At 43.9% G+C, this 12,422-nt stretch carries 15 protein-coding genes; all 15 read right to left on the bottom strand.

The features are described from left to right. Positions 1-160: 160 nt before the first annotated feature. On the bottom strand, positions 161-487 hold the full coding sequence (locus tag ACTO17_RS06110; protein WP_482557271.1) for a hypothetical protein: 327 nt from the start codon (positions 485-487) through the stop codon (positions 161-163). Between the two features lie 321 nt (positions 488-808). Then, positions 809-985 carry a hypothetical protein gene (locus ACTO17_RS06105; RefSeq protein WP_482557270.1) on the bottom strand — a complete coding sequence of 59 codons (177 nt, stop codon included), beginning with the start codon at positions 983-985 and terminating at the stop codon, positions 809-811. Between the two features lie 298 nt (positions 986-1,283). Next, entirely contained in the window at positions 1,284-2,216 is a 933-nt protein-coding gene (gene tsf / locus ACTO17_RS06100; protein ID WP_482557269.1) for a translation elongation factor Ts, read from the bottom strand. A gap of 97 nt (positions 2,217-2,313) precedes the next feature. After that, positions 2,314-3,045 carry a 30S ribosomal protein S2 gene (gene rpsB, locus ACTO17_RS06095; RefSeq protein WP_172535571.1) on the bottom strand — a complete coding sequence of 244 codons (732 nt, stop codon included), beginning with the start codon at positions 3,043-3,045 and terminating at the stop codon, positions 2,314-2,316. Positions 3,046-3,182: 137 nt separating this feature from the next. Next, a complete protein-coding gene (locus ACTO17_RS06090) occupies positions 3,183-3,743 on the bottom strand; it encodes a hypothetical protein (protein ID WP_482557268.1) in 561 nt (186 codons plus the stop codon). A 3-nt stretch (positions 3,744-3,746) separates the two neighbouring features. Next, on the bottom strand, positions 3,747-4,454 hold the full coding sequence (locus ACTO17_RS06085) for a DUF6115 domain-containing protein (protein ID WP_172535569.1): 708 nt from the start codon (positions 4,452-4,454) through the stop codon (positions 3,747-3,749). Between the two features lie 12 nt (positions 4,455-4,466). After that, positions 4,467-4,781: a hypothetical protein gene (locus ACTO17_RS06080; protein ID WP_172535568.1), complete on the bottom strand. Its 315-nt coding sequence runs from the start codon at positions 4,779-4,781 to the stop codon at positions 4,467-4,469. 14 nt (positions 4,782-4,795) lie between these two features. Further along, the gene (locus tag ACTO17_RS06075; RefSeq protein WP_172535567.1) at positions 4,796-6,397 is read right to left on the bottom strand and encodes a flagellar assembly protein A; all 1,602 of its coding nucleotides are present in this window, start codon (positions 6,395-6,397) and stop codon (positions 4,796-4,798) included. Between the two features lie 12 nt (positions 6,398-6,409). After that, complete coding sequence (locus tag ACTO17_RS06070; RefSeq protein ID WP_172535566.1) at positions 6,410-7,174, bottom strand: FliA/WhiG family RNA polymerase sigma factor; 765 nt, start codon at positions 7,172-7,174, stop codon at positions 6,410-6,412. A 29-nt stretch (positions 7,175-7,203) separates the two neighbouring features. Then, positions 7,204-7,524 (bottom strand): hypothetical protein, encoded by a 321-nt coding sequence (locus tag ACTO17_RS06065; protein ID WP_172535565.1) that lies wholly within the window; start codon positions 7,522-7,524, stop codon positions 7,204-7,206. Positions 7,525-7,538: 14 nt separating this feature from the next. After that, the gene (locus ACTO17_RS06060) at positions 7,539-8,021 is read right to left on the bottom strand and encodes a chemotaxis protein CheD (RefSeq protein ID WP_482557267.1); all 483 of its coding nucleotides are present in this window, start codon (positions 8,019-8,021) and stop codon (positions 7,539-7,541) included. A gap of 15 nt (positions 8,022-8,036) precedes the next feature. Next, positions 8,037-8,657, bottom strand: coding sequence for a chemotaxis protein CheC (locus ACTO17_RS06055; RefSeq protein ID WP_172535563.1), 621 nt, complete (start codon positions 8,655-8,657; stop codon positions 8,037-8,039). A gap of 76 nt (positions 8,658-8,733) precedes the next feature. Continuing rightward, positions 8,734-9,198 (bottom strand): chemotaxis protein CheW, encoded by a 465-nt coding sequence (locus tag ACTO17_RS06050; protein WP_172535562.1) that lies wholly within the window; start codon positions 9,196-9,198, stop codon positions 8,734-8,736. Between the two features lie 11 nt (positions 9,199-9,209). Continuing rightward, a complete protein-coding gene (locus ACTO17_RS06045) occupies positions 9,210-11,339 on the bottom strand; it encodes a chemotaxis protein CheA (protein WP_172535561.1) in 2,130 nt (709 codons plus the stop codon). Position 11,340: 1 nt separating this feature from the next. Beyond that, positions 11,341-12,420 (bottom strand): protein-glutamate methylesterase/protein-glutamine glutaminase, encoded by a 1,080-nt coding sequence (locus ACTO17_RS06040; protein WP_172535585.1) that lies wholly within the window; start codon positions 12,418-12,420, stop codon positions 11,341-11,343. Positions 12,421-12,422 lie beyond the last annotated feature (2 nt).

Genomic DNA, 12,422 nt, shown 5'->3' with positions numbered 1-12,422 from the left:
ACGATGGACACCCTTGCTCTTGGCTATACACTTCCCACTATCAGGGCGTGTTACGGACTTTCACCGATTAGATTGCGCCCATACTGGGCGCACATAAAAAACGGCATGGATTTTGATTTCCATACCGCTTATGTAGTATTGATTCTGTTTTCATTTTTTCTTACTCGCCGGATTCCGCATCTGGTTGGTCTGCCTGTTTCATCTCCGCCTCCACTTCCTCGATTGCTTTTTCGATGACACTGATGAGAAATTCTTTCTGCTTGCATCCTTTCCATGCTACTGCGTTCTTGAGCCTTGTAAATAACTGCTCGCTTACCTGTACTGCGATTGTTCTTGCTTCCATACGATTCACTCCTTTTTCCATAAAATGTTCTTCGATGACCTGCTGGATAAACTGCTGTGTACTGATTTCCCTCTGCTCAATTTCAGCTCTTACCTTGAGGTGCAGTGCCACGGGAATCTTTCCGCATAGGTTTTTCATTTCCATTGTACCAGCCCCTTTCTTTGTTTTGTTACAACCACAATACCCGAAACATGTAGATATATCCATTCACAATAACCAACAAATATATTTTCCAAACGTATGCAATAGCAATAATGATAAATAGATTTATTTACGTTACTTTCCCACGTTCGCAGGGTAATGCCAAATTGAAATGTAAGTATTCCAGTTTGATTTGTACCTTCCACAACAAACGCTACCACACTCTGTGAGCCAGCTTATTGTAATAAAAAAAGACGGCACTTACTTTTCCACTAAAAATAAGTGCCGTCTGATATCTTTTTTGTCTCTCACCATAGTATTCCATTATCTTCTTTCAAGTATAAATTCACCAGAATCGTTACGTCTCTCCCCCTTCTGTTTTGTCATATACAAAAGACATACCTCATCTCCCTCATGCAGTCCTGTTGCCTCCAGTTCCTTATCTGGTATCTGGATTATCCCATCCTTTCTCAGTTTTGTCTCAATTTCTACTAAATGCATTATTGTCTCCTTTCACGCCTTAAGCGATTTTAATTATATTAGAAAAAGCAGACGCTCATCATCCTGACCAACTTCTGCTTTCCTCTGACCAACTTTTTCTACCATATAAAAATCATGCAAACTTCGCTTCCAAAGTTGGTCAAAAAATTTTGACCAACTCGCCTGACCAACTTTTGACCAACTCTGGTGCAAAAACTTACGATATTTTGCACCAGTTTATGATACCCCCTAAATCGCAAAAAACGCTGGAAACATGCGTGTTCCCAGCGTTTTATAGGGTTCTTTATAATCAGACGATTTATTTCATCTGAGCCGCAACCTCAGCCGCAAAATCTTCCTGTTTCTTCTCCAGACCTTCTCCAGTCTCAAAACGGACAAATCTCTTCACGGACACTTCCGCTCCAACTTCTTTGGAAACAGCTTCCAGGTACTTTCCTACTGTCTGCTTTCCATCCTCTGCTTTAACGTATACCTGATCTACCAGGCAAATTTCTTTCAGCTCTTTGTTAACACGGCCTTCGATCATGCCATTGATTACCTTCTCCGGTTTCTGCGATTCTTTCGGATCATTCATAATCTGAGCCCGAAGGATTTCTTTCTCATGGGCGATATATTCTTCGCTGATTTCGTCTCTGGAAACATATTTAGGAGAAAGAGCCGCAATCTGCATTGCCAGATTGGTTAATGCTTCTTTAACAGTGTCATTAACTGCAGAAGTCTCTGCTTCTACGATAACGCCGATTCTTCCGCCGCCGTGAATATAAGAAACCACGCATCCGTTTTCTGCGGTAACTTTCTCAAATCTGCGGATATTTAAGTTCTCGCCGATTACTGCAATTTTCTCTACCAGCGCGTCTTTTACAGTTTTACTGGAATCTTCATTCCAGGCTTCTGCCATAAAAGCATCCAGGTCTGCAGCATCTGAGTTTACTGCCTGAGCAGCCACTGCTTCCACAAATGTTTTAAATGTGTCGTTCTTTGCAACAAAGTCTGTCTCAGAATTTACTTCAACCACTGCTGCGGTCTTATCATCTTTTACTACAACGGTGCAAAGACCTTCTGCTGCGATTCTTCCTGCTTTCTTCTCTGCCTTTGCCTGTCCATTTTTCCTTAAAAATTCCACAGCGGCATCCATATCGCCGTTTGTCTCATTCAAAGCCTTCTTGCAGTCCATCATGCCTGCACCGGTCATCTCTCTTAACTCTTTTACCATTGCTGCTGTAATAGCCATCTTTATTCCCTCCATTTATCCATAATTGAGGACAGGCAATACTGTCTGTCCTCTCATTGAACGCAACTATTCTCTCAATCCTGAAAAATACTGCTGCTTATTCCTCTACAGCCTCGTCCGGTTCTTCTGCAGCTTCTTCTTCAATGGTTCCCTGATTTGCTTCCACAACGGCGTCTGCCATCTTAGAAACAATCAATTTAACGGCTCTGATGGCGTCATCATTACCTGGAATAACGTAATCCAGTTCTTCCGGATCACAGTTTGTATCACAAATACCAATTAATGGAATGCCTAATGTATGCGCTTCCTGTACACAGATTCTCTCTTTCTTGGGATCTACAATGAAAATTGCATCCGGAATTCTCTTCATGTCTTTAATTCCGCCCAGGTTCTTCTCTAATTTCTCCCATTCCTTCTTCAGCGCAATTACTTCTTTCTTGGGGAGAACATCAAAAGTTCCGTCCTCTGCCATTGTTTCAATTGCTTTCAGTCTTGCAATACGGCTCTGAATGGTCTTGAAGTTCGTCAGCATTCCGCCCAGCCATCTCTCATTCACATAGAACATGCCGCAGCGCTCTGCTTCTGCCTTAATAGCATCCTGCGCCTGCTTCTTGGTACCTACAAAAAGAATGGTACCGCCTTCAGCGGTAATATCAGCCACTGCCTTGTAGGCCTCATCTACTTTGCCTACTGATTTCTGCAGGTCGATGATATAAATGCCATTTCTCTCTGTGTAGATGTAAGGAGCCATCTTAGGGTTCCATCTTCTTGTCTGATGTCCGAAATGAACACCTGCTTCTAATAACTGTTTCATTGAAATAACGCCCATGTTTTTACCTCCATTGGTTAGATTCTTCCACATGCTTCCTCTTCCAAAGCCACCGACAGGGCACCGGCTCTGAAATCCACATATGTGATTTATATTATCTTTGCAATTATATCACAGGAAAATTTTACTTGCAAGTCCTATTGAGGTTTTTCCTGCAAAATTGCAATAATTTCATCTGGCGTAGAACCGGCAGGAATCAAATGAACCCCGATCCGCAGGGAATCGTCCACGCCTTTTTGAGTCATATAGGCATTAAACTCTTCTGCGTCCGGCACCAATCCCGCCTCAAAAAGCTTCCGGCTGACTACATCCGAAAACTCTCCTTCTTTGATTTCCACTTCGATGTCCCCCTGGCTGACGGCAGGCTCCTCAGGAGCTTCAGAACCGTTCTCTTCTGCGTCCGGATTTTCTCCTGCATTCGGATTGCCTGCTTCTGTCCCGTCACTTTTTGTATCTTCTGTTTTGTCACTGTCTGGCTGTTCTTCTCCGGCATCTTGATTTTCAGGCGTTGTTCCATCTTCCGGTTTTTCCTGGTCAGAAGTTTCTTCTTCCATCACCATGCCAAGGAGCCTGGCCCGTTCTATGATTTCTGCATCTGTCAGTGTTTCCTTTTTATTTCCGGACAAAGCAATTCCCATGATAATGGCAGTACATATAATACCAACTCCTAATCCCCGCAAATAATATTTCAGTTTCATAGATTATAATTCTTCCTCTCTGAATAACCCGATTACAAGTTTTACCTCACCTACACCAAGTCCTAATTCTTTTGCAATCTCCACGGCGTCTGTTCCGTTTCGGTACATATCCAGAATCTTCTGATTATGGTTAGATTTTTCTGCCGCCTGCTCCTCAGTAAAGAATTCGGCTTCCGGCATCTGGAGTTTTTCCGGCAGAACCGGTTCTGTTCTGCGGACCGGCTCTGCCGGTTCCTGGCTTCTGCTTAAAATCTCATCGGAATGATCCACCGTATTTTGAATTTGTTCCTGCAGCTCCTCTAAATGAATGGCAAGCTGTGCAAGGTTTCCTGCATACTTTGTAAGTTCAGAATGCTTATCGTTCAGCATACTGTAGAGAAACATAACTTCATTATGGGTCTTATGAATAGATTCCAACACCGTATCAGAATATTCTGTAATTGCCCGCATTTTCTCATTGGTTTCTTTATCTAATGCCCGTTCCACCACTTCCATGGATTTCTCAATAGAATGATCGATCACCTGATCCACCATGTTATCTACCTTTACCTGGGCGTCATTCAGGCTCCGTTCCAGAATACGCTGCATTTCCTCTGTACTCAGTTCGGCAACCTTGTCCAAATCCTGATTTGACAATTTTTCTGCAATGAAAAAACTCGCGACCATCATCACGACGCCAATAATCAATAAAACAATTTCTACTGCTGTCATACTTGTACCTACCTATATTTTCATATCAAAACCGCCTGAGGTTTTAACGCTTACCTTTCCATTATTTTTTTCCCCCGCCTTTTTCTTTTTGTTCCGCCGATCCTCGTATTCATTGCTTCCCTTCTCCCGGGCGTCAAATTTTTTCTTCGGATTATCAGCGTCATTGGCGTGGTTGACCTGTTTCATATGATGTACAGTATCTTTTGCAAACTGCGTCTGCACATTTTGCTGCTGCAGCATGGCTTTATTATCCTCATTCTGCTTTAAAGTGCTGACATCCTGGCTTCTTTGAACCACACCGCTGAATTCCACTGGCCTGATTGACATGCTTTACCCTCCTTTTACAACGTACGGACCACCACTTCGCCATGCTCCTTTAAGAACTTCGAAAATGTCCTTTCGCTCTTGATATTCATGCTCACCTCAGAAATATTTACGGTTACCCCCGGATAAATGCTGCCTTTTACTTTTATTTTGGCATTGTGGGACATTTGAATCTGTTCATGAAGTTCCTTCAGTTCTTTACGCTGGGTATTCAATAACTGCTGTTTTTCTTTAAAAGAGCGGGCCACGGACTGAACCTGCTGAATCCGATCGGCGCTTAAAGCCTCCTTTTTCTGCATTTTTTCATTAAAGTTTACCAGAATGGGCCGTAACTGTTCCAACTCTTTGCTGATTTGAATAATGCTTTTCTGCAGTTCTCCGTAATGCTCCTTCACCATAGGATCTACGCCCACTTCCAATTTGGTAAGAGTTCCCATGGTGGAACCGATGGTCTGCGCCTCAATCAAATTGCCTGCCCGAATCACCCCGCCGTTTACAAAGCCTTTTTTTCCGCTGACACGGATATCTGTGCCAGCCGACACCTGGCTGTGCAGAATAGAGTCTGTCTCAATATAGCCGCCTGAAATTACCGTGGCATTTTCAATAAATTTAGTGATAATATTGTCTTTCGCCTGGACTTTGCCCTTTCCCATGCCGTGAATGCCCCGTTTTACAATAATCTGGCCTCCGGCAGAAAGAAAAGCAGCTTCTACCACGCCTTCTATAACAATATCTCCTTTGGCAGTCACAGAAAATCCGCTCTTTATATTTCCTTTTACGGTCACATTGCCGTCATAGACAATATTTCCTGTCGAAGTGTCCACATCCGCCGGAACCTCAAACACATCCTCCACAAATACCTTGCCGTTTACCAGACTGGCATGGCCGGTGACGCCGGAATAAATCTCCGTCATATCTTCGGAAAGGGTAATATTATTTCCAAATTCCAGTTTCAGGGTTTTGGCCTGCCGTCCCTGAATTTCACCTCCGAAAACGTCTTTTCCGGGTTTTCCAATGACTTCTTTGTGAAGTTTTGCAAGCACCTGCCCTTTTTCCACCCGGCTGATCGTATTTAACTCGTAATAATTTACCGTGCCGTCTTCATTTTTTTTCGGTTTTAGATTATGGTTTGTATTAAAGAAATATTCAATTCTGGCATCTTTTCCATTAATTGGCGGAACGCCTTTTGCCATAATATAATTCGTACAGTAATGGCGATCCTGAAGAAATTTCTGAATTTCATCCTGCTTGAGCCCTACAGTAACCTTACGGAAGGACAGATCCGAAACAATATCTTCTGCTGTCATCAGTTTTCCTTTGTTGGAAGGTGGATAAAACCGGCAGAAAACCAACATTTTATCAATGGAAATGTTTACCTCCATCTGTTCGTTTTCATAAGTTCCGTTCCATGCGCCCACGTAAACTTCCTGAACCCCTCCTGCAGCAGTTAAGGCATAGTTTAACTCCTTTACGTCATACATGCCGTAACCCTTTGCGTCCAGATAAGCTACTACTTCTTTGTACTCTGGCGGTTTTCCTCCCTCTTTCGGCGGATATACCTGAAGGAATACTCCCGCATCTCTTATATCTAGTTTGAAATACCCATTTTTGCTCTCCATAGCATCAACCACCTAATCCGTTAATATATTCATGTAGGGTCCCATTGTTTTTTTCATCTTCATCAAAGCTTTTGTATGAAGCTGTGATATACGGGATTCCGACACCTCCAGTACGTTACTAATTTCTTTTAATGTTAAATCCTCATAATAATACAGAGTAATTACTTTTCGTTCCTTTTCTGTCAGAACCTGAAGGGATTCTCCCAATACCTTCTTTAATTCTTCTTCTGCAACAGCGTCCTCCGGCTGAATAAAGTGTGAATTGCCTCTGGCGTCCATGGTAGGCTCCATTCCCTGTTCCACATATTCATTCAGAGACACCACATTCGTAATCTTAAGCTGAGTCTGCCAGTTCAGCAGTTCATCGCTGCTTACCTCCAGTTCACTGGCAATTTCTTCATCCAATGCAGTCCTTCCGGTTCTTGTCTCTATCTTTTTAATTGCTTCGTCAATTTTTTTCTGTTTCTGGCGTACGGTTCTGGGAATCCAGTCCATCTTCCGTATCTGATCCAGAATGGAACCTCTGATTCTGAGACTGGCATATGTTTCAAACTTTACATCCTTGTTGATATCAAACTTATCAATGGCATCAATTAAACCAAAAATTCCATATCCCACCAGATCGTCGTATTCCACATTATATCCAAGATACATGCTCAGCCGGCCTGCCACAATTCTGACAAGCGGCGCATACTCTACAATAATTCGTTCTCTCAATTCTGCTGTAGGTTTCTTTAAGAAATCTGCCCACAATCGTTCTCTCTCTGCTGCGTTCATCCAAAGCCCCCAAGACTAGCAGGAACTGCCTACCGGCCGCCTGCATTATTTTTTTCTTCTTTTGCGGAGTCATTCTGGTCTTTTGGAAGTTCTGCCTGGCCTTCAGCTTCTTCGGCATTCTCTCCTCCTTCTTCCTCCTCCGCTGCCTCTTCCGTGGCTTCTTCTGGTTCTTCCTTGAAATTTTTATCTAACAACAGTTTCGCAACACATCCCAGGATATAAAATATAATTAAAACGATGACCCATGTTTTTACAAACTGCTTCGTTTCCATACGTGTGAGAAATCCTATAATACAAATTGCCAGTCCTGCAATCAATGTAATAATAATCGGCACCTGTTTTGTTTTCATATCCTGTCACCCTTTTAAATAGATTTAATGGTTTTGCCTACTGCTTTAATCCGAAATTCCCCCGTTGCCGTATACAGTTCCACGGTCCGTCCATAGTTCAGTCCGGTATCCTCCGCCAATAAGGGAATTCCAAGCTGCTTTAATTTTTTCCTGGAAGCCTGCGCGTTGCGTTCTCCTACATTTCCAATGGTGGAAAGCCCGCTGACTTCAAACATTTTCGCTCCTCCGGCAATCTTTGCAACAAGACGTCTTTTATTGGCGCCCGCTGCCAGTACCCTGCGAACTAATTCTTCAATTCCTGTATCTGCAAATTTGGCAATATTCGAATTATTCCTCATCTGTGTACTGTCCGGAAGCATGATGTGCGCCAAACCTCCGATTTTTACGACCGGATCATAAACGGCAATCCCGATACAGGACCCAAGTCCAAGAGTAGTAATCATATCATCGCCTTTGCAGATATTCAAATCTGCCATTCCAACCTTAATTGTAGCCATAACTCCTTGCTCCTCTTATAGTGCAATCCCCAATGAAGTTAAAATCTTATCATAGGAATCTACATCCGGCATTAATATAAAGAATCCCTGTATTTTGACATCATCTCCAAATTCTGTCTGTATCAAAAGCGCGTTATCCCCATATTGTCCAAACTGAATTGCCGGCACACTTAAAATAGCCGCTGCCATGTCAATGGCAAGATACGGCACCGATGCGGTAATCACCATATTTGTCATCGTTGACAATGCAGACAAGTAGGAACCGGAGATAATATTTCCAATCTCCCTGATTGCAGACAAATCCATATCATTAAATTCTTCTGCGTAGTCGTCCGGCCTGCCCATCAGATGATTTACCAGATAATGCGCGGAGTCCATTTTCAGCAAAAACATCATGCTTCCGCTGATATCGCTTTCCACCTCCAGAAAAATCCCGACAATCGTTTCTTCTTCTGCCGATATGGCAGTAGGCAGCTCCTGAAACGTTAGAAATTCTATCTTGGGCACCTCCATATTCACCTTCAGGTTCAGCATATTGGAAATTGCGGTGGTAGCGTTTCCGGCTCCGATGTTGCCAATCTCCTTAAGAACATCGAAATACATTTCATTAACCTGATCCAAACTAAACTTCGCCATGGCTCTTTTCTCCTTAAATTACGAACAAGCTGCTGCCCAAACTCCTATTTTGCTGCAGCAGCCTTTTACACTCTAACTACACAGTTTCCGTTTCATCAATGATACTGTTGGTGTCAAACAGGGAAATCAGCTCGTCACCGTGTTTGCCAACGCCGTTGATAAAGTTGCTTTTACTGTTCTTAGCATCATAAGCCACTTTATCAATTTCATCCGGGCCAAGGGTTACCACCTCTTTCACTTCATCCACAATAAGCCCGAGAACGCCATGCTCTTCCAGCTTCAGTATAATGATCCTGGTAACATCCGTAAAAACGTCCGGTTCCAGATCCATCTTGGTGCGAATGCTCATTACCGGTACAATTTCTCCGCGCAGATTGATGATTCCTTTAAAATAAGACTGTGCTTTCGGCACCCTGGTAATCTTCTGCATCCGGACAATATTATCAACATAACTGATGTCTATTCCGTATTGTTCACTGCCGATTTTTACTACGATGAACTGTTTCTTGCCATTTTCTACCACAGATATATTGTTAGCCATAGTAACACCCCCTAAAATAATGTATTAACATCCAGGATTAATGCCACTTCGCCGTCACCGAGAACGGTGGCTCCGCTGATAATCTTGGTACTGTTGTTAATGTATTTGCCCAGGGATTTGATAACAATTTCCTGCTGGCCGTTCAATTCATCTACAATAAGCCCGGCAAATTTATCGCCCTTGCGGACAATAATTACCGTGAGGCTTTCTTTTTCCTCTTCTTCTGGTTCGCAATCCAGAAGCTGATCCAAACGGATCAGCGGAATTACCATTCCGCGGATATGTATCACTTCTTTTGCCTGGACAAACTTGATTTCGTCTGCCATAATTTCTTCAATTGTCTCAATGGAGCCAAGGGAAATAGCATATTTTTCTCCCCGCACCTCCACCATAAGAGCCTGAATAATTGCCAGTGTCAGAGGCAGGCGAACGGTAAATTTGGAGCCTTCTCCCAGAATGCTTTTTACTTCCACATCTCCGCCTAACGCTTCAATGTTGGATTTCACAACATCCAGTCCCACGCCCCGGCCGGAAACGTCAGAAATCTGTTTTGCCATGGAAAAGCTGGGCATAAACAGGAAATCAATGATTTCTTTCTGACTCAGAGCAGCGCCCTGCTCCGGTGTGATCAGTCCCCGTTCAATGGCTTTATTTTTTACATTTTCCGTATCAATTCCATTACCATCGTCACTTACTTCGATAATAACGTTATTTCCTTCCTGGAATGCATTCAGGTGAATGGAACCTGTCTCCGGTTTGCCCCGTTTCTTACGCAATTCCGTATTTTCCAGACCGTGATCGGCCGAGTTACGCAGTAAATGCTGCAACGGATCTCCAATTTGATCCACCACGGTACGATCCAGTTCTGTATCTTCACCGGTCATATGCAGTTCCATCTTTTTATCCAGCTTCTTGGATAAATCACGGATCATCCGCGGGAATTTCTGAACTACGCTTTCAATGGGAACCATCCGGACTTTCATAACGGATTCATGAAGGCCTGTGGTTATCCGTTCCAGATATTCAATCTGTTCATGGAAGGCTTGGGAATTGGAGCTGCCCACGCCTCCATCTGAGGTGGAGCCGATGGATACCAGAGAGTTCTTGGCAATGATCAGCTCGCTGACCTGATTCATCAATGCGTCCAGTTTCTCAATATCCACACGGACTGTCCGGTTTGTCACCGGCTTGCCGGCGTTCGGTTTTTTCCCGTTCTGCGCCTGGGGCTGTGTCTGCGGCTTTGCCCCGGCAGCCGGAACCGGCGCGGCAGCTTCTTTCTTCTGTTCCTGCTCCCTGGCTGCTGCGGCTGCCTCTTCTTCCTTCTTTGCCGCTGCAGCGGTCAGCTCTTTATATTCAACCTTTTCTCCCACTACTTCTTCAATTTCAGAAACAGCTTTGGAAACTTCCAGAATCTTATCCAGCTCCGTTTCGCTTGCAAAGTAAAAACTGAAATCAAATCCGAACTTCTCATCTTCAATATCCTGAGACGTGGGATTATATACAATGATATTTCCAAAATCTTCTACTGCCTTAAACACAAGGAATGCCCTTGCGGCTTTCAGCAGGCAGTCTTCCTGGATGTAAACTGTCATGCCGTACAGTTTCATACCCTTTTCTTCCGATACCCGAAGTTCTTCTTTTTCTTTTTCAGAAAATTCAATGTCCAGATATTTCTTCTGAAATCTGTCCTCGCCTTCATTTTGGGCCGGTTCTTCTTTCACTGCCGGCTTCTCTTCCTTCGCCGGCGCATTTCCGGTTCCGGCTGCCAGAATATCATTCAATTCCTGAATGATTGCCTCGTTGTCATCTGTGCCTTCTTCTGAGCTTTCTTTTACATTTTCCAAATATGCGTCAATGGCGTCCAGACATTGAAACAATACATCCACAAGACCGCTGGTAACGCTCATATTATTGCTGCGGACTTCCTGGAATACATTTTCCATATCATGAGTCAAACGCTGCATGCGCTTAAATCCCATGGTACCCGCCATTCCTTTCAGGGAATGGGCCGCCCGGAAAATCTCATTGATGGTATCCATATTCTCCGGATCTTTCTCCAGACTCATGATACAATCCGAAAGGTTCTGCAGATGTCCATTGGTTTCATCAATAAAAATCTCAAGGTATTGGCTTACATCCATACTACTGTACCCCCACATTCTTTATTATCGTTTGCGCAACTTCTGTTAAGGGAACTACCTCATCTACAGCGCCGGCTTCGGCAATTGCCTTCGGCATTCCGTATACTACACAGGATTTGGCATCCTGGGCAATTACATGGATTTTCTTTTTCTGCTTCAGGGAAAGGATTCCTCCTGTCCCGTCCGCACCCATTCCGGTAAGAACCACGCATACAATCTCATCATATCCGCTGTTCCGTAAAGATTCATAAGTCACATTGGCACAGGGGCGAAGTCCGCCGATTGCCGGCGCGTCATTTAAATGGACCACATGTCTGCCGTCCGGTTTCTTCTGGATCTCCATGTGCTTTCCGCCAGGGGCGATATAGACGCATCCTTTGCCCAGAACTTCACCTTCTTCTGCCTCTTTAACTGCAATTTTGCTGACTTCATTCAATCGGTCTGCCATGGACTTTGTAAAGCCCACCGGCATATGCTGAACCAGAACCATAGGCGCGTCCATATTCTCCGGCAAATAGGGTATAACGCTCTGCAATGCCTTGGGACCTCCCGTGGAGCATGCAAGGGCAACCAGTCTGCTTCCTGCCTTTCCTGATGTTTTCCGGGGCAATTGGACAGCCTTTACCGCTGCCGGCTTCTCCGCCGTTCTGACATTGGACGAAAGGATATTCTTGGCATTGTCAGATCTGACCACTGCTTTCAGTACACGCAATAAGCTGCCCTTGAAATCGTCTCCCTTTGCTTCAATGATATTGCCGGGTTTTGTGACAAAATCAATCGCTCCCAGTTCCATGGCACGGATTGTAATATCCGCATCCTTCACGGTCAGGGTGCTTACCATAATTATGGTGGCTTTAATTTTCTCCTGCTGTAGTCTTTCCAGTAATTCCAGGCCGTCCATACGAGGCATATTCACATCCAGAATCACTGCGTCATAACTGGTTGTTTTCAGTCTTTCATATGCCTCCAGGCCGTCTCTGCAAACATCTGTTGCTTGAAATGTACTATCTGCGTTGATTATATCACAAAGTAGCCTTCTCATAAGTGCAGAGTCATCAACCACTAAAATATTTTTTTTCATAA

The organism is Petralouisia sp., from assembly GCF_056822245.1.
Note: the sequence above shows the minus strand (reverse complement) of the source record. Positions and strands in the feature narration are given on the sequence as shown.